At 71.2% G+C, this 16,801-nt stretch carries 15 protein-coding genes; 9 read left to right on the top strand and 6 right to left on the bottom strand.

Annotated features, from left to right (window positions below; all coding sequences use genetic code 11):
- Positions 1–9 precede the first annotated feature (9 nt).
- Positions 10–912 (top strand): 3-hydroxyisobutyrate dehydrogenase, encoded by a 903-nt coding sequence (gene mmsB, locus F6J85_RS15925; protein ID WP_150921827.1) that lies wholly within the window; start codon positions 10–12, stop codon positions 910–912.
- Positions 913–921: 9 nt separating this feature from the next.
- On the top strand, positions 922–1,698 hold the full coding sequence (locus F6J85_RS15920; protein WP_150926537.1) for an enoyl-CoA hydratase-related protein: 777 nt from the start codon (positions 922–924) through the stop codon (positions 1,696–1,698).
- Between the two features lie 12 nt (positions 1,699–1,710).
- On the opposite strand, the gene F6J85_RS15915 is transcribed toward F6J85_RS15920, so the two are convergent.
- From F6J85_RS15915 to F6J85_RS15905, 3 genes are all read right to left on the bottom strand, one after another.
- Positions 1,711–2,247, bottom strand: coding sequence for a MarR family winged helix-turn-helix transcriptional regulator (locus F6J85_RS15915; RefSeq protein WP_150926535.1), 537 nt, complete (start codon positions 2,245–2,247; stop codon positions 1,711–1,713).
- Between the two features lie 694 nt (positions 2,248–2,941).
- Entirely contained in the window at positions 2,942–3,706 is a 765-nt protein-coding gene (cofE, locus tag F6J85_RS15910) for a coenzyme F420-0:L-glutamate ligase (RefSeq protein WP_150926533.1), read from the bottom strand.
- 1 nt (position 3,707) lies between these two features.
- Complete coding sequence (locus tag F6J85_RS15905) at positions 3,708–4,214, bottom strand: GNAT family N-acetyltransferase (RefSeq protein ID WP_150920571.1); 507 nt, start codon at positions 4,212–4,214, stop codon at positions 3,708–3,710.
- A 378-nt stretch (positions 4,215–4,592) separates the two neighbouring features.
- Between F6J85_RS15905 and F6J85_RS15900 the strand changes: the two genes are divergently transcribed.
- Positions 4,593–5,951 carry a hypothetical protein gene (locus tag F6J85_RS15900; protein WP_238706986.1) on the top strand — a complete coding sequence of 453 codons (1,359 nt, stop codon included), beginning with the start codon at positions 4,593–4,595 and terminating at the stop codon, positions 5,949–5,951.
- A 380-nt stretch (positions 5,952–6,331) separates the two neighbouring features.
- Here F6J85_RS15900 and F6J85_RS15895 read toward each other — a convergent pair whose 3' ends face one another.
- Together F6J85_RS15895 and F6J85_RS15890 are read right to left on the bottom strand one after the other, a co-directional pair.
- Positions 6,332–6,877: a DUF4352 domain-containing protein gene (locus tag F6J85_RS15895; RefSeq protein WP_150926531.1), complete on the bottom strand. Its 546-nt coding sequence runs from the start codon at positions 6,875–6,877 to the stop codon at positions 6,332–6,334.
- Positions 6,874–7,557 carry a hypothetical protein gene (locus tag F6J85_RS15890; RefSeq protein WP_191906658.1) on the bottom strand — a complete coding sequence of 228 codons (684 nt, stop codon included), beginning with the start codon at positions 7,555–7,557 and terminating at the stop codon, positions 6,874–6,876. Before F6J85_RS15890 ends, F6J85_RS15895 begins: the two co-directional genes overlap by 4 nt.
- 71 nt (positions 7,558–7,628) lie before the next feature.
- Between F6J85_RS15890 and F6J85_RS15885 the strand changes: the two genes are divergently transcribed.
- From F6J85_RS15885 to F6J85_RS15860, 6 genes are all read left to right on the top strand, one after another.
- The gene (locus F6J85_RS15885) at positions 7,629–8,663 is read left to right on the top strand and encodes a LacI family DNA-binding transcriptional regulator (protein WP_150926529.1); all 1,035 of its coding nucleotides are present in this window, start codon (positions 7,629–7,631) and stop codon (positions 8,661–8,663) included.
- Between the two features lie 93 nt (positions 8,664–8,756).
- A complete protein-coding gene (locus tag F6J85_RS15880) occupies positions 8,757–10,088 on the top strand; it encodes an extracellular solute-binding protein (protein ID WP_150926527.1) in 1,332 nt (443 codons plus the stop codon).
- Complete coding sequence (locus tag F6J85_RS15875; RefSeq protein WP_150926525.1) at positions 10,085–11,035, top strand: carbohydrate ABC transporter permease; 951 nt, start codon at positions 10,085–10,087, stop codon at positions 11,033–11,035. Before F6J85_RS15880 ends, F6J85_RS15875 begins: the two co-directional genes overlap by 4 nt.
- Positions 11,032–11,943: a carbohydrate ABC transporter permease gene (locus F6J85_RS15870; protein ID WP_150926523.1), complete on the top strand. Its 912-nt coding sequence runs from the start codon at positions 11,032–11,034 to the stop codon at positions 11,941–11,943. Before F6J85_RS15875 ends, F6J85_RS15870 begins: the two co-directional genes overlap by 4 nt.
- Before the next feature lie 40 nt (positions 11,944–11,983).
- Complete coding sequence (gene arfA / locus F6J85_RS15865) at positions 11,984–13,519, top strand: arabinosylfuranosidase ArfA (RefSeq protein WP_150926521.1); 1,536 nt, start codon at positions 11,984–11,986, stop codon at positions 13,517–13,519.
- A gap of 292 nt (positions 13,520–13,811) precedes the next feature.
- Entirely contained in the window at positions 13,812–14,375 is a 564-nt protein-coding gene (locus tag F6J85_RS15860; protein ID WP_150920579.1) for a thioesterase family protein, read from the top strand.
- On the opposite strand, the gene F6J85_RS15855 is transcribed toward F6J85_RS15860, so the two are convergent.
- Entirely contained in the window at positions 14,376–16,730 is a 2,355-nt protein-coding gene (locus tag F6J85_RS15855) for a transglutaminase domain-containing protein (protein ID WP_150926518.1), read from the bottom strand.
- Positions 16,731–16,801: the final 71 nt, after the last annotated feature.

Genomic DNA, 16,801 nt, shown 5'->3' with positions numbered 1-16,801 from the left:
GACCGACGCATGAGGATCGCATTCCTGGGCCTGGGACACATGGGGCTGCCGATGGCCCGGAATCTGGCATCCGCGGGGCATGACGTCGTCGTGTTCGACGTGGTCCCCGCCGCCCTCGACGCGGCGCGGGATGCGGGACTGCCGGCGGCGGCGTCGGGCGTGGAGGCCGCCGCATCCGCCGACGTGGTCATCACGATGTTCCCCGAGGGGCGCCATGTGCTGGCGGCCTACCGCGGGTCGGCGGATTCGGCGGGTCTCCTGCAGGCCGCCCGGCCGGGAACGCTGTTCGTGGACTGCTCCACCATCGCCGTCGACGACGCGCGCGCCGCCCACGCCCTCGCCGAAGCGGCCGGGCAGCGCAGTCTCGACGCCCCCGTCTCGGGTGGGGTCGTCGGCGCCGAGAACGCGACGCTGGCGTTCATGGTCGGCGGCGACGAGGCCGATCTCGAGGAGGCCCGGCCGCTGCTGGAGCGGATGGGGCGGCGCGTCGTGCACTGCGGCGGCCCCGGTCTCGGGCAGGCGGCGAAGGTGTGCAACAACATGATCCTGGGCGTGAGCCAGATCGTGGTGGCCGAGGCGTTCGTGCTCGGCGAGCGGCTGGGCCTGTCGCACGAGGCGCTCTTCGAGGTCGCCGCGAACGCGTCGGGGCAGTGCTGGGCGCTCACGACGAACTGCCCGGTACCCGGCCCCGTTCCCACCAGTCCCGCGAACAACGACTACCGTCCCGGCTTCGCCGGCGCCCTCATGGCCAAAGACCTGGGGCTCGCCGCGCACGCCATCGCCCGCACCGGGGTGGACGCGCAGATGGGGCTGCTCGCGCAGGCGATCTACGCGCAGTTCGCGGACGGGCCGGGCGCAGGGCAGGATTTCTCCGGGATCATCCACACCATCCGGTCCGGCGAGGCCGCGTAAGGAGCCGACATGACCAGCTACGACACCATCCTCGTCGAACAGCGTGGACGGGTCGGGTGGATCACGCTGAACCGCCCCGACGCGCTCAACGCCCTGAACACCCGCGCGATGCATGAGATCGTCGTGGCCGCCGAGGGGTTCGACCGCGACCCCGGCGTCGGCGCGATCGTCGTCACCGGATCCGAGCGCGCGTTCGCCGCGGGCGCTGACATCAAGGAGATGGCCGACAAGAGCTCGGTCGATATGGTGCTCGACGACCACTTCGGGGCGTGGAACCGCTTCGCCGCCGTCCGGACGCCGGTCATCGCGGCCGTCTCGGGCTACGCGCTGGGTGGCGGGTGCGAGCTCGCGCTCATGTGCGACATCATCCTCGCCGCCGACACCGCGGCCTTCGGGCAGCCCGAGATCGCCCTCGGGGTCATCCCCGGCATGGGCGGCACGCAGCGCCTCGTGCGCGCGATGGGGTATTACAAGGCCGCCGACCTCGTGCTCACCGGGCGCCGGATGAGCGCGGAGGAGGCCGAGCGCGCGGGTCTGGTGTCGCGGGTCGTGCCGGCAGGCGAGCTCCTTGACGTCGCAGGGGAGGTCGCCGACGGCATCGCCGCGAAGTCGCTGCCGTCGCTGTACGCCGCGAAGGCTGCGCTGGATGCGGCGCTGGAGACGCCGCTGAGCGCGGGCCTGCGCTACGAGAGCGCCGCGTTCACGTCGCTGTTCGCGACCGAGGATCAGAAGGAGGGCATGGCAGCCTTCCGCGACAAGCGGGCCCCGGAGTTCACCGGGCGCTGACCGGCGGCGTCGTCACAGCGGGTCGGGCTGCGGCCGAGGGTCGTCGAAGTCGCCGGCGCCCTTGCGCATGCGCGCGATGATCGCGACGAGTTCGTCGGTGTCCTCCGGCGTGAGGCCGGGCTGCGCGAACACCTCGGCGTTGAGCCGCGCGGTGGCCTGCTCGGAGAGTTCGCGGCCGGGATCGGTCAGCACGACGAGGGTGACGCGGCCGTCCTCCGGGTGCGGCTCACGCTGGACGTACCCGCCGGCTTGGAGACGGTCGACCGTGTTGGTGACGCTGGTGGGATGCACCTGGAGGCGTGCGGATGCGGAGGCCATCGGCATCCGCCCGCTGCGCGAGAGCCGCAGCAGTGTGAGGAGCTCGTAGCGCGCGAATGTCAGCCCGAAAGGCCGCAGGGCCGCGTCGACGCTGGCGAGCACGAGCTGCTGCGCACGCATGATGGAGGTCACCGCGGCCATCCCCGCGGCGGCGTCGGTCCATCCGTGGGCGACCCACTGCCGCTTGGCTTCAGCGATCGGGTCGATCCGGAGTCGTCGGGGACCGGGCACGGCGCACCGCCTTTCGCGGTCTACGGTACCGGTGCCGCTCGCGCGGCCGACTGCGCGAGGCCGCGCCGGTGCCGAACTCCTCGAATTCGTACGGGGGTGCGCCGAAACCGGGCCGGTGGGGCGGGTGAGGCGTCGGTTTTGAGGAGTTCGGGAAGGGACAGGGGTCGAGGCGGAAGGGGGAGACGGCTCCGCGTGGGGCGCCCGGCTCTCGCCGGCTCCGCGCACCGGGCGGCGCCCGGCTTTCGCCGGCTCCGCGCAGCGTGCGACGCGCCGCTGCTCCTCGCCTTGGTCCGGCGCCGCCGCGCCCGGCGAGAGGTGAGAGGCCGCGCCTTTTCCGAACTCCTCAAATCCGTGCGGGGATGCGCCGAAATCGGGTGGATCGCGCACCAGGCGCACCCGTCTTGAGGAGTTCGGGATGGGATCGGACCGAGGTGGAAGGGGGAGACGGCGCCGGGGCGGCGCCCGGCTTTCGCCGGCTCCGCGCACCGGGCGGCGCGCCGCTGCTCCTCGCCTTGGTCCCGGCGCCGCCGCGCCCGGCGAGAGGTGAGAGGCCGCGCCTTTTCCGAACTCCTCAAATCCGTGCGGGAGTGCGCCGAAATCGGGCCGATGGGGGTGCCGGGGCGTCGGTTTTGAGGAGTTCGGGACGGGGGCGGGACGAGAGCGAGGCAGGAGGGGAGGGGGCCGAAGCCGCCCTTCAGCGGGGGTGGGCGGAGGCGGCGCCGTCGGCGTGGCCGGCGGCGTAGGCCTCGTCGGCTCCGAGGCGGAACATGTCGCGCTCGGCGGGGCGGACGATCGACCGCGCGCCGGGCAGGTCGAGCGAGCCGACGAGGTCGGCGCGTCCGCGCACCACGGCGACCGGAAGGCGGGCCGCCTTGCCCTTGACGAGGTCGGCGGCGGAGGCGAGCTCGTCGGCCACGCACGGCATCGTCACCACGAGGGGGCGCCCTTCGGCGTCGACGTGGCCACGCAGGTCTTCGAACACCTGCACACCCGCCGCGCCGATGGCGGCGTCGGTCTGGCCCTCGCGCCACGCGCGTCCCAGGGTGTCGGAGACGAGCACGCCGATGAGTGCCCCGGTCCGCTCCCGCAGGCCCGCCGCCAGCGTCCGCGCCGACGCATCCGGGTCTTCGGGCAGGAGGAGGATGGTGCCCTCCGGGGTGTTGCTGGCGTCGACGCCCGCGGCGGCGGAGACCATGCCGAGGCGATTCTCGACGATGCGGGTGACGTGGCCGGTCGGCGACGTGCGGGAGGCGACCACACGCACGGTTTCGGCCGTGATGGCCGCCTCGCGGTCATCGGCCACGACGAACCGGCCCTCGGCCTTCGACACGATCTTGGAGGTCACGACGACGATGTCGCCGTCGACCAGTTCACCGCGCGCGGCGTCGGCGATCACCTCGACGAGGTCGGTGCCGGGCGCCACCTCCCCGATGCCCGCGAGGGCCCAGACCTGCAGCACGTCAGCGGACGAAGCGGACTTCGGTGAGGGTCTCGCCGAGGAACGGCTCGGTGTGCGATGCGCCGTCCAGCGCGAAGCCGTTGCGCGTATAGAAGCGGTGCGCGCGCGGGTTGTCTTCCGCGACCCACAGGTAAAGCGGCTCGTCCTCGCCCACGACGGCGTCGAAGAGCATCTGGCCGATGCCGGTGCCGTGCCACGCGTCGAGGAGGTAGATGAAGTAGAGCTCGCGGTTGCGGGGTGCGTCGCGGTCGCGCGCCGGGCCAGAGCCGGCGAACCCGACGATGTCGCCCTTGACCAGGGCGGCGCGCATCGTGAACTCCGGGCCCTGGACGGCCCAGTGCGTCCACAGCTCGGCCATCCGCTTCGGGGAGACACGCTCCAGCGCTGCCTTGCTGATCAGGTGGTCGTAGGTCTCGTGCCAGCACGTCGCGTGAACCCGCCCCAGGGCTTCCGCATCCACGTCCCGCACCGGACGGACGACGATGTCAGTCTGCAGTTCGGCTTCCATGGGGCAGACTCTACGCGCGGCCCCCCGGCGGCGGAAATCGGCGGTCGGGTGCCTGGGCCTCCCACCCCGCACGCGATGATCCGAAGTTCGGCCCCATCCCAGGTTCGCGCCCGTTCGGTGCAACCGCGCCGATTAAGGATGGCGCGGTTGCGCCGATGTGTGGCGGACGTGGGGTTCGGCCGGAGGATGGCGCGGTTGCGCCGATGTGTGGCGGACGTGGCGTTCGGCTGGAGGATGGCGCGATTGCGCCGATGTGTGGCAGGCGTGGGTGGGCCGGACCGGCGCCGGTGGCGTCGGGCGGGCCCGGCGCGGTGGGGTCGGCCGGACCCGGCGCGGCGAGACGGCACCGGGCGGCAGTACGGCCGCTACTGTGAGAGCGTGCGCGCGGTGGTCAGCTCGGTCGGACGGCTGCTTCTGGCGCATTGGCCCGCACTGCTGGCGTGGTTCCTCGCGGGGATGCTGGGGCGTTACCTCGCGATCGAACTGGCGGGTTTCGTCGGGGCCTTCACCGCGATCGGCGGACTGCTCCTGCTGCCGCTGGCGATCCTGTCGCGCTTGGTGGGCTTCGTGGCGATGTTCCTCGTGCTGCGCGACGGCATGGTGCGCCTCGGCGCGATCGCGCCTCTTCCCTCCGACGCGCGTGCCCGGCGGCGCTCGTTCCGTGATGCGCTGCTGTCGGCGATCCTGCCGTTCTTCGCCGTCTACGCCGCGTGGGGGTTCCTCCGCGAAGACGTCGTGGCGTATCTGTCCCGTGCCCTGGAGGTGCAGACCGAACGTCGTTTCGTCGAGGGGGCGTCGGCCGTCGACACCGCCGGCACAGTCGACCGGCTCGGATTCGAGCCGTGGACCGTCGCCGTCATCGTGCTCGCGCTGGCCGGCCGGTGGGCGTGGAAGAGATGGGCGGCACGGGTGCCGCGCTGGTTCGCCGTGGGGGCGGTGTACCTCGAGGCCGTCTGGGTCTTCCTCACGGTGCTGCTCATCTCCGACGTGCTCGGGCAGGTCAACGCGTGGGTGCAGGCCCGTCAGGCCATGGCGTGGCTGGCGGATCTGCGCACGTGGCTCGTCGAGATGGTGGCGCCGGCGGCCTGGACCTGGGATGCGGTGGAGTGGCTGATCGGCGAAGTCGGCGGCGTCGTCCTGCTGCCCCTGGCATGGCTGACGATCGCGGGGGTGATCTACGGGCAGGCGGTGGCGCCGGAGGGCGTGAAGGTGCGTGCCCGCATCCTGGAACGGGTGCGCGGGCGATACAGCGCCCTGCCGCACCTGCTGCGGCGCCGCCTTGCCGACATCGGGTCGGGCATGGGGGAACGGTTCCGCCCGATCTGGCGTGCTCTCGTCCTGATGTGGCGGGGTGGGCCCGTTCTCATCGGCGGATACGTCCTGCTGTACGCGCTGGTCGTCCTGGGCGGTCGGATGCTGGAGTGGGGCGTGACGCGGCTGATCGGACCCCAGGACTTCTGGACGTTCTGGCTCGTCGCCGACTCCCTCCTGGCACTGGCCGTGCTGGCCATCACCGATCCCCTGCGCACCGTGCTGGTCGCCAGCGCGTACGACGCCACCGTCGGCGCGCTGATCGGCGCACCGGTGGTGACGTCAGGGCACGTCGACGACGAGTCGGAGGAAGCGCGGCAGCTCGTGCACGATCGTGAGGTCGAGGCCGAGCGGGCCGGAGACGTCGTCGGGGACGAGGAACGGAACGACGACGGTGTAGGCGCCGGTGCGGTCGGACGGGCATGACGCGGGGCGTTCGTCATAGGGGATGCCGGAGAGCCCGCTCGCCGCGTCCCACTGCCGGCCGGCCCCGCTCAGCTCCCTGAGCATGGGGGAGCCGCAGGTCGCGGGCCCTTCCCCCGTGCGGACGGGCACTTCGACGGTCACCACCTTCGTCCCCTCGGGAAGCTCGCGCGTGTCGTCGGCAGGCGCGACGGATGCTGTCGGCGGCCCGTAGCTCGCGCCGCCGAAGTCGAACGGCGCCTCCTGATCGACGGTGACGGCGAAGACGCGGTCTCTGCCGAACATCGACCACCACTCGTTTCCGCCGATGACCAGCGCCGTGCCGGGGACGAGCACGGCGACCGCTACGAGCGCGAAGGCGTTCCGGCGCCACCATCTCCTGCTCACGGTCGCGCCCACCCGGTCTCGGCGAGCTCCGAGCTTTCGGTCAGGTCCAGCGCGGCCAGATCGAGGGGGAGCTCGATCAGCGAGTCGAGCCGGGTCTCCCAGTCGCCGGACAGGTGCAGGAGCGCCGGCTCGTCCACGGCACCCGGGGGGAGTTCGAACGCGAGGCTTCCCGCGCGGGGGATGCCGACGAGCAGCGGCTGCTGGAAGAGCGACGCCGGTCGTTCACTGGCGCGGTAGGTGCGCCCGCCGATCACGAGGCTGGCCCCGCCCAGGTAGGTGCGGTCCTCCTCCTGTGTCGCGGCCGCGTCGAGATCGACCACGAGCCACACCCCCTCGGCCGCCCACCCGCCGGCGCTCACGTGTTCGGCCAGGCGCACATCCGTCACCGTGACCGTGAGGGAGCGGCCCCGTGCTTCCTCGCCCAGGACGGCGGGCACCACGAAGGGAGCCTCGTCGGCGTCCTCGGTGGGTGTGACCTGCGCCACCAGCCACGCCCCGAAGAGCAGGGCGGCGCCCATCGGCCATGCCAGCCACCGCCTCATCGCGGCTCCTCCGTCGATGCGCCGGCCCCCACGTCGGTGATGCTCACCGACACCCGTGCGGCCAGCACGGGGTCGCCCCACGCCTCGCCGGCGGTCACGAGCCGGCCGAGGGACAACCGGGTGTCGTGCAGCTCGATGGAGAGGGTGTCGCCTGCCTCGAAGGCGCCGGCATCCACGGTCCACGCCATCACGACCTCCGCCGGCACGCGCGGCTGCAGCCACGGATAACGGGTCGCGTCGTCGTAGCGGGCGACGGCGTCGGGGCGGGCGTCGCCGAAGTCGGGGATGCGCACGGCCTGCGTCACGCTCGTGTCGCCGGCGGTGGGGAGGGGCTCAGTCCACCGGTTCTCGACCGTCGCGATCAGCGCGAGCACCCGCTCCCCGGCGCCGGCTTCCACGCCGACTTCGGGGAGGTCGTCGACGAGCACCGCTCGTTGCACGGAGAGGGCGAGCTGTGCGTTGGTGTGCTCCTGTCCGGCCGACAGCTCCGGGACGGGCTCGGCGACCGCCGTCGACAGACCTCCGAAGGCCGCGGTGCCGGCGAGGAAGAGCGCCGTGGCGAGACCGGCGAGCCACGTGGTGGGGACGCGATCGGCCGCTGCCCGTACCCACCGCGACCCCCGGCCGCGGGCAGGAGCCGGCGCCCGATCGCCCCCGCCGTTCGCCGCCCCCGCGTTCACGGCGCCAGCCTAGAGGACGCGGGGATGCCCGTGCGTCCGGAACTGTCGCGCCGCCGCCCTATCCTGAGCACATGCGAACGGCCCGCGCGACGGTCAAGGACGTCGCGGCCCTTGCCCGCGTGTCGCCCAAGACGGTATCGAACGTGCTCACCGGTTCGGTCCATGTCCGTCCCGACACCCGTGCGCGTGTCGAGCAGGCCATGAGCGCCTTGGACTTCGTGCCCAACCTCAGTGCGCGGGGGCTCCGCAGCGGCCGGTCGGGGGTCATCGCGGTCGCCCTCCCCGACCTGGCGACCGCCTTCTCGGCCGACCTCCTGCACTACCTCGTCGAGGCGGCGCACGAGCGCGGGTTCGCGGTGCAGATCGAGGAGACGGCCGACCGCCCGCAGCGTGAGCGCGATCTGCTCTCGCGCGCACGTGCCCACCTGGTGGACGGCCTCATCCTGAACCCGATCCGGCTCGAAGACAGTGTGATCGATCGAGCGGCTGACCTGCCCCCGGTCGTTCTGATCGGCGAGGTGGAGCAGCATCGCACCGACCGGGTGCTGATCGACAGTCGCCGGGCGGCGAAGGATGCGACGTTGCACCTGATCGCCCGCGGCGCCCGCCGTATCGCCGCGGTCGGCGGTGACGACCGACCCGAGCATGCCACGGCGACCAGCCGTCTCCGGCTGGCGGGGTTCCGGGATGCGCTGAGGGAGTCGGGGTTGGACCCGGACCCGGCGCGTGAGGTGAACCTCCTGCCGTGGAGCATGGCCACCGGTGCGGCGGCGGTCCGCGAACTGCGCACCCGCGAGGTGGACATGGATGCGATCCTCGCGTTCACGGATTCCCTCGCTGTCGGCGCCACGCGCGAGCTCGTCGAATCCGGGCTGCGCGTCCCCGACGACGTGCTGGTGGCCGGATTCGACGACATCGAAGTCGCGCGGTTCACGACTCCCTCCCTCACCACTGTGGGCTTTGATCGCCGCCTCTTCGCGCAGGAGTCGCTGCGGCTCCTGGTCGAGCGGATCAGCCGGCCCGGGCAGACGCCCCAGGCCGTCACCATCCCGCACCGCGTCGTCGAGCGGGAGAGCACGGCGTCTTCGAGGCATCCGGCCCACTGACCGACGGCGGTCGGTCAGAAGCCTCTTGCCCCGCCGTTACATCGATGTAAGGATGCTGTCATCCTCCCCCGGACAGGTCACGAAGGAGTGGCGATGACGGCACCCCCCGCCTTCAGCAGAAGGCAGTTCCTGGGCCTCGCGACGGCCCTGGCCGGAACGGCAGCCCTCGCGGCGTGCAGTCCCGGCGCGGTGGCGCCCGGCGCCCGCCCGCTGGAGTTCTGGCACCTGCTCAGCGGCGCCGACGGCATCACGATGTCGGGTCTGATCGACTCCGCGAACGCGGGACAGAACGCCTACCTCGTGCGTCCGACGGTGCTGTCGTGGGGTGAGCCGTACTACACGAAGCTCGCCATGGCGGCCGCCGGCGGACGCGCACCCGACCTCTCGGTCATGCACGCCTCGCGCGTCGTGGGGTACGCGCCGGGCGGCCTCCTGGACACGTGGGATGTGCAGCGGCTGGCGGAACTCGGCGTCGATGAGCGCACGTTCCCGGCCGCGATCTGGGAGAAGGGGTTCGTCGGCGACAACCTCTACAGTGTCGCGCTGGACGCGCACCCGTTCATCCTGATGTACAACACGGAGATCTGCGAGCGGGCCGGCGTCCTGGACGGCGACGGGCGACTCCGGGCGGTGTCGTCCCCGGAAGACTTCCTCGAACTGGCTCGGGCGGTGGCGGGGGAGTCGGAGGGCCACGGCCTGTCGTACGGATACCTCGGCGACGGCGCCCAGATGTGGCGGCTGTTCTACACCTTCTACACCCAGCACGGGCTGGAGATCGGGCTGCCGGAAGGGGGCAGCGCCGACATGGACGACGACGTGGCGGTCACGGCCCTGACGTTCATGCAGCAGCTCCTGGACGGCGAGATCGCCGCACGCGAGAACGACTACCAGTCCGCCATCGCCGAATTCGCCACCGGACGCAGCGGTCTGTTCCTGACCGGCGTGTGGGAGCTGCGCTCGATGCAGGAGCAGGACCTTCCCCTGGATGCCACGATCATCCCCACGCTCTTCGGCACCCCGAGCGTCTACGCCGACTCGCACGCGTTCACCCTGCCGCACCAGAGCTCGCCCGACCCGCAGACCCGGGACCTCGTCTATCGCTTCGTGGCCGACATCCTCAAGGGCTCGTTCGATTGGGCGGGGGCGGGGCACATCCCGGCCTACCTGCCCGTCACCGAAGCCCCCGACTACGCCGACCTGCTCCCGCAGGCCCACTACGCCGAGGCCGCCGAGTACGTGCGCTACGACCCGCCGGCGTGGTTCACCGGTTCGGGGTCGCGCTTCCAGGCCGAGTTCGGCTCGGCGGTGCAGAACGTGCTGCTGGGCGGGGACGACCCCTCCGCGGCGATCGCCCGGTTCCGCTCGCGGCTCGACTCGCAGCTGAAAACGCCCAACCCGGCCAACCCCGAAGGGGGCACGGCATGACCGCCACCGCATCCGCCCCCTCGACCACCACGGTGGTGACCGGGCGCGCCGCCGTGGGCACCCGGCGCCACGCGGGCGACCGGCGGGAGGGGGTCGCGGCGTGGGGATTTCTCGCGCCGTTCGTTCTGGCCTTCCTCCTCTTCCTCGTGTGGCCCCTCCTGCACGGGCTGTACCTGAGCTTCACCAACCAGTCGCTCACGGGCGCCGGCGGATCCTTCGTGGGGTTCGCGAACTACGCCGAGGCGCTCACGGATCCGGTCATGTGGCGCTCCCTCGGCAACACCGCGTGGTTCACGATCCTCTCCACCGTGCCGCTCGTGCTGCTGGCGCTGGTGATGGCGCTGCTGGTGCACCGCGGCCTGCCGGCCCAGTGGCTGTGGCGGCTGTCGTTCTTCCTGCCCTATCTGCTGGCCTCCACCGTGATCTCGCAGATCTGGGTGTGGATCTTCAACCCGCAGATCGGTGCCGCCAACCGGATCCTGGAGTCCTTCGGGCTGGAGCCCCTCGCGTGGCTGCAGAGCCCCGACACCAACATGTACGGGATCGTGATCGCCACGGTGTGGTGGACGGTGGGCTTCAACTTCCTGCTCTACCTCGCCGCCCTCCAGAACATCCCTCAGCAGCAGTACGAGGCGGCATCCCTCGACGGCGCGGGGCCGTGGCGCCAGCTGTGGTCGATCACGCTTCCGCAGCTCGGGCAGGTGACGGTGCTCATCGTCATCCTGCAGATCCTGGCCTCGCTGAAGCTCTTCGACCAGGCGTACCAGATGCTCGGGGGCATCGCGAGCGACACGACCCGCTCGATCGTGCAGTACATCTACGAGGCGGGTTTCGTCGGCTACCGCTTCGGGTACTCAGCGGCGATCTCGTACGTCTTCTTCGCGATCATCGTCATCGTCGGCGTCATACAGGCGTTCGCGCTGCGTCGCCGAGGGGAGCAGTCATGAGCACCACCGCGCAGGCCCGAGCACCCCTCGCCACCCCCGAGGGTGCGGCGAACACCCCCGACCGCGTGCGGAAGACGGGCGCTCGCCGGTTCAGCCTCCTCAACGTCCTCGCCTTCATCGCGCTGGCGCTCATGGCGATCGGGTGGCTGCTGCCGTTCCTCTGGGCGGTGGCGACCTCGTTCATGACCGAGACGGATGCTGCGTCCGGGGGGACGTGGATCGGGGCGTCCGGTCCGACCACCGACGCGTACCAGACGATCCTGGCGCAGGGGAACGTCTACATCTGGGCGTTCAACAGCCTGTGGACCTCTGCCGCGGTCACGTTCATCACGCTGGCCATCTCGGCGCTCGCCGCCTACGCGTTCTCGCGGCTGGAGTTCCCGGGCAAGAGCTTCCTGTACGGCATCGTGATCGCCTCGATCGTGGTGCCGCCGCAGGTGCTGATCATCCCGCTGTTCTACGAGATGCTCGCCTTCAACCTCGTCGACACGCCTCTCGGGCTGATCCTGCCGCAGGTCGTCGCGCCGGCGATGGTGTTCATCCTGAAGAAGTTCTTCGACCAGGTGCCCATCGAGCTCGAGGACGCGGCGCGCGTGGACGGCGCGGGGCGCGTGCGCGTGTTCTGGTCGGTCGTGCTGCCGCTTTCCCGCGGCATCCTGGCGGCCGTGGCGATCTTCGTCTTCATCACCACGTGGAACAACTTCCTGTGGCCCTTCCTCATCATCAACGACACCAGCCTGATGACGCTGCCGGTGGGCCTGCAGACCGTCATCAGCGCGTACGGCGTGCAGTACGCGCAGCTCATGGCGCAGGCCGTGCTCGCCTCGGTGCCGTTGATCGTGCTGTTCCTGATCTTCCAGAAGCAGATCGTCCGCGGCGTCGCCACGACCGGCTTCGGCGGCACCTGAGCCGTCTGCGCCGCATCCCCCGTCGAACAACAGGAGAGCCATGCCCCGCGCCCGCATCGTCATCGACCGTGACTTCACCGTGGCCGACGTGCCCCGACGGCTCTTCGGCTCTTTCGTCGAGCACATGGGCCGGTGCGTCTACACCGGCATCTTCGAGCCGGGGCACCCCGAAGCGGATGAGCGCGGGTTCCGCCGCGACGTCCTCGCGCTGGTGAAGGAGATGGGTCCGACGGTCGTGCGCTACCCGGGAGGCAACTTCGTCTCGGGGTATCTGTGGGAGGACGGCGTCGGTCCCGTGGCCGACCGTCCCCGGCGGCTGGACGGGGCATGGCACACGGTGGAGACGAACGCCTTCGGGCTGCACGAGTTCGTCGAGTGGGCCCGTGCGGCGGACGTCGAGGTGATGCAGGCGGTGAACCTCGGGACGCGCGGCGTCGAGGAGGCCCGCGCGCTCGTGGAGTACGCGAATCACCCCGGCGGGACGTACTGGTCCGACCTCCGGCGCCGCAACGGTGCATCCGAGCCCTTCGACATCCGCCTGTGGTGCCTGGGCAACGAGCTCGACGGACCGTGGCAGATCGGCCACAAGACGGCGCACGAGTACGGCCGGCTCGCGCAGGAGACGGCGAAGGCGATGCGCTTCGTCGACCCCGACCTGGAGCTGGTCGCGGTCGGATCCTCCAACCGGCAGATGCCGACCTTCGGCTCGTGGGAGCACACGGTGCTCACGCACGCGTACGAGGAGGTGGACTACATCTCGATGCACGCGTACTACCAGGAGCGCGACGAGGATGCCGCATCCTTCCTCGCCGAATCGGTCGACATGGATGCGTTCATCGAGGGCGTGATCGCCACGATCGACGCAGTCAAGGCGGCGGGCAAGCACACCAGGCAGGTGGACATCTCCTTCGATGAGTGGAACGTCTGGTACCAGGAGGGCCTGCAGACCGACGACCAGCCGCACCTGGTCGCGCGGCAGTGGCGGGAGCATCCGCGGCTCATCGAAGACACCTACTCCGTCACCGACGCGGTCGTCGTCGGCACCTTCCTGCACAGCCTGCTCCGGCACGGCGACCGCGTGCGGATCGCCAACCAGGCGCAGCTGGTGAACGTCATCGCGCCCATCCGCTCCGAGGAGAACGGCCCGGCGTGGCGGCAGACGATCTTCTGGCCGTTCGCCCGGATCGCCGAGCTCGCCCGCGGCCGCATCCTGCGCCTCGCCGTGGAGTCGTCGCAGATCGCGACGGCGAAGTTCGGAGACGTGGATGCGGTGGACGCGGCGGCGACGTGGGATGAGGGGTCGGGCCGGGCCGCGCTGTTCCTGGCGAACCGCTCGCTGGACGAGGAGGCCGCGGTGACGCTGGAGGTTCGCGGGCTCGGGGTCACGGGTGTGCGCGGCGCGGAGGTGCTGACCCTGCCGGAGGGCGGCGACCGGCACAGCGCCAACACCCAGGACGCGCCCGACACGGTGGGCCTGGTGCCCCTGCGCTCCGTGGGACTCGAAGACGGCACGCTGCGCGCGACGCTGCCGCCGCTGTCGTGGGCCGTCGTGCAGTTGGACGTCGCCCGCACGTGATCCCCGCCCCGCCCGCCCCGGGCCCGCCCGCGCCGCCCACGTTCGCGCCGTCCCACGTTCGCGCCTGTTCGCTGCATCCGCGCCACTAAGAATTGGCGCGGATGCACGGATGTGGCGCGGACGTGGGGCTGAGCCGAGGCTGGGCTGGGGATGTGGCGCGAACGTGGGGCTGAGCCGAGGCTGGGCTGGATGTGGCTGAGCCGAGCCGGGGGTGGGCCGAGGCCACCGCCGGACTGTCGGCATCCCACAACCGAATGCGCGGGCGGCGTGCGGGAAGCTACGCTCGCGGATCGTGAATCTCCTCTGGCGCACCCTCTTCGTCATCGCCCGCGCACGGCGCTCCGTGCGCCGCTCGGGGGAGCGGCTCCCGCCCAGCGCGGTCGGTCGCATCCGGCTGAGGACCCTCCCCACCGACATCGACATCCTCAAGCACATGAACAACGGCCGCTACCTGTCGGTGTTCGACCTGGGCCGGTGGGATCTGCTCGTGCGGACGGGCCTGCTGGAGGAGATGAACACCCACGGGTGGTACCCGGTGGTCTCCAGCGAGACGGTCACCTTCCGCAAGTCGCTCAACCTGTGGCAGCGCTTCGAGCTGGAGACGCGCCTGATCGGCCACGACGACCGGGCGCTGTACCTCGAGCACAGGGCCGTCGTGCGCGGCGAGATCTATGCGCGGGCGATCATCCGCGCTCGCATGCTCAAGCGCTCGGGCGGCACCGTCGACCACGACGAGCTGTTCACCGCGCTCGGCTACCCCGAGGGGCTGCCCGACGTCGAGCCGTGGGTGCACGAGTGGGCCGCGGCATCCGCACTCCCCTCGCAGCGCCGTCCCGCGCCCAGCGTCTGGGACTGATCAGCCGGCCGCGTACTGCCCGACCATCGAGGGGATGGTCCAGCGTTCCGAACTGAGCTCGTGGCTCCACTGCGTGAGCGCGATCTCGTCGGTGATGCCGAACAGCTCGTTGGGTGTCGGCGCGTCGTTCCAGGTCGGATCGACGACCTGCCACTTGCCGTCCATGAACGTCTTGTTCCAGGCATGCCCGCTCGCGTTGGCGTTGCCCACGACGTACACCGACTCGATCCCGGCCTCGTCGGAGAGGAGCTTGTAAGCGAGCGCGTACCCGGCGCACACCCCCGACCCGCCGAGCAGGATCCCGTCGGCCCGCCACGCCGGCGCGTACTCCGGCGCGTACCAGCGGCTGCGGTCGGCCTGGACGGCGTCGAAGGCGACGTAGTCGTACTCGGCGTGGGCGACGATCCAGTCGTTCAGAGCGAGCGCGGTGTCGCGCTCGCTCATGCCGTCGCGCACCACCTCCGCGACGACCGCCTGCGCCTTGGCGCGGGTCTCCTCCTGCACGCGGCGCATCTCCTCGACGGGGAGCGGGTAGTCCACTTCGAGCACGAGGCGCTCCTCGATCTGCCTGAGGCTGTAGGTGCGCACCATCGCGTACGGGGTCTGGCTGATCACCGCCTCCACGAGTTCACCAGGCGCGAAGGGGTTGGCCACCGCATCCATGTCGATGCGCTCGTTGCCCGCGATGAGATTCGCCGCGACGTATTCGCCGATCTCCCCGAACTCGTCGGGCAGCGGGAAGTCCACCTCGGGCGCTTCCCGCGACACGGGCGCGTCGGACGCGGGCGTGGCCAGCTCCTGGTACGACGATTCGAAGATGCCGGTGGGGCGGGGGAGTGCTGCCTCCAGTCGCGCGCGCACCCCCTCGACGAACGCGTCCCACGTGCCGTCCACGTAATCCCAGCCCAGCGAGACCGCCGCGGCGGTACCCGGCACGCGCGCGTGGATGTAGCCGGTCGCACCGTTGCGTTCGGCGCGGTCGAACACCAGCGGCACGTCGCCCTCGGTGGCTCCGACGGTGAGGGTGCGCGCGGTGGTGGGAAAGCTGTCCGGGGCGCCGGTGTACACCGTGGTGGTGCCGGCGGGGCGTTCGATCGACACCTCTCCGGGCAGCATCGCGTTGAGCATGCGGCCGTCGAAGCGGTCGATGAACGAGCGGGTGCCGTCCTCGCCGATCGCCATCAGACCGTAGCCGATGGCCTCCCCGTTCTCGAGAGCGAGGTACGCCCCTCTCAGGGCGCAGTTCTGCACGCTGTCGCCGATACCGCTGAACCAGCAGTCCTCGGTCTCGACATCCCGCGTGGACCAGGCCGTCGCGGAACCGTCCACGGTGTCCAGCGCCTCGTACACGGTGTACCCGATGTCGGGGTTCGTGGTGGCCAGCAGCGGCACGTACTCCACGGCGCCGTCCACCGGCGCCCACGTGAGCTCGAGGAATCCGTCGGTGGCGGCGGTGTACTGCACCTGCGGCGTGGCCGGCACCTCGGTGGTCGGACGCACGCGCGCCATCGTCACGATCGGCTTGTCGAATTCCTTGCCGTCGGGGTCGAGGTACTGCACGACGTACAGCGTGTCCATCGGCGCCCACGACCTCCGCTCGTCCTCTCCGAAGAGCGGATCGGCGTCGGCGTCGCGGATCTTCGGCGGGGAGGGCGAGAGCGTGACCGAGTGGTCGATGGACGACGAGCGGAGGTAGTAATCCGCCAGCTGGCTGAAGTCGGAGTCGTAGTAGGCGGCCACCATCGCGGTGCTGCGCTTCATGTACGACTCTTCGTCGTACGTCTCCGGGTCGACGCGGAACCGGAAGGTGAGTTCCTCGTCGTCGGCGATGTCGACGGGGGCGGTGTACCGGAAGTCCGCGGATTCGGAGACGATGTCCGTCGGCAGCCCCCCGGCGGCGGCGGTGCTGGTCAGAAGCGGACCGGCGGATGCCACGCCGAGGGGGATCGCGGCCACGGCGACCACGGCGCCGACGGTGAGCATGGCGATGCCGGCAGTCCGCCGCTTCGGGGCGGATGCGGCGGCCGCTGTGCGCACGCCGACCGCTGTCGCCGTCGGGGCGCCCGTGGCGTCGACCCCGTGGACGTACCACTGCTGCGACGGGGCATCCCACACCTGCACCTGCGTCCACTGGCCCTGCACGAACTGCCAGCCGTCGCGGTAGTGCGGGTTCGCGGGGTCGTACGGGGGGTAGTGGGGGCTGGGCGCGGCGGCCGCCGGCTCCGTCGGCGGCGTCGTCGCCGGGGCCGGACGGCGGCGGAGCCGACGGGCGCCGAGCACCACCAGGAGGGTGCCCGCGGCCAGCAGTAGAACGGATGCGGCGATACCCACCCACCAGAGCACAGAAGTGAACACCTGATCCCCCTCGGAACGCACTGCCCGGACCCCCGCCGGACGCACGTGGTGCCAGGTTACCGATCAGTTCA

This window comes from Microbacterium lushaniae, from assembly GCF_008727775.1.
GTDB lineage: Bacteria > Actinomycetota > Actinomycetes > Actinomycetales > Microbacteriaceae > Microbacterium > Microbacterium lushaniae.
This window is presented reverse-complemented; position numbering and strand designations above follow the sequence as displayed.

Excerpts from the sequence above, each read along its gene's own strand:
- mmsB (WP_150921827.1), top strand. The coding sequence starts at position 10 with ATGAGGATCGCATTCCTGGGCCTGGGACACATGGGGCTGCCGATGGCC.
- F6J85_RS15920 (WP_150926537.1), top strand. The coding sequence starts at position 922 with ATGACCAGCTACGACACCATCCTCGTCGAACAGCGTGGACGGGTCGGG.
- F6J85_RS15905 (WP_150920571.1), bottom strand. The coding sequence starts at position 4,214 with ATGGAAGCCGAACTGCAGACTGACATCGTCGTCCGTCCGGTGCGGGAC.
- F6J85_RS15895 (WP_150926531.1), bottom strand. The coding sequence starts at position 6,877 with ATGAGGCGGTGGCTGGCATGGCCGATGGGCGCCGCCCTGCTCTTCGGG.
- F6J85_RS15885 (WP_150926529.1), top strand. The coding sequence starts at position 7,629 with ATGCGAACGGCCCGCGCGACGGTCAAGGACGTCGCGGCCCTTGCCCGC.
- F6J85_RS15880 (WP_150926527.1), top strand. The coding sequence starts at position 8,757 with ATGACGGCACCCCCCGCCTTCAGCAGAAGGCAGTTCCTGGGCCTCGCG.
- F6J85_RS15875 (WP_150926525.1), top strand. The coding sequence starts at position 10,085 with ATGACCGCCACCGCATCCGCCCCCTCGACCACCACGGTGGTGACCGGG.
- F6J85_RS15870 (WP_150926523.1), top strand. The coding sequence starts at position 11,032 with ATGAGCACCACCGCGCAGGCCCGAGCACCCCTCGCCACCCCCGAGGGT.
- arfA (WP_150926521.1), top strand. The coding sequence starts at position 11,984 with ATGCCCCGCGCCCGCATCGTCATCGACCGTGACTTCACCGTGGCCGAC.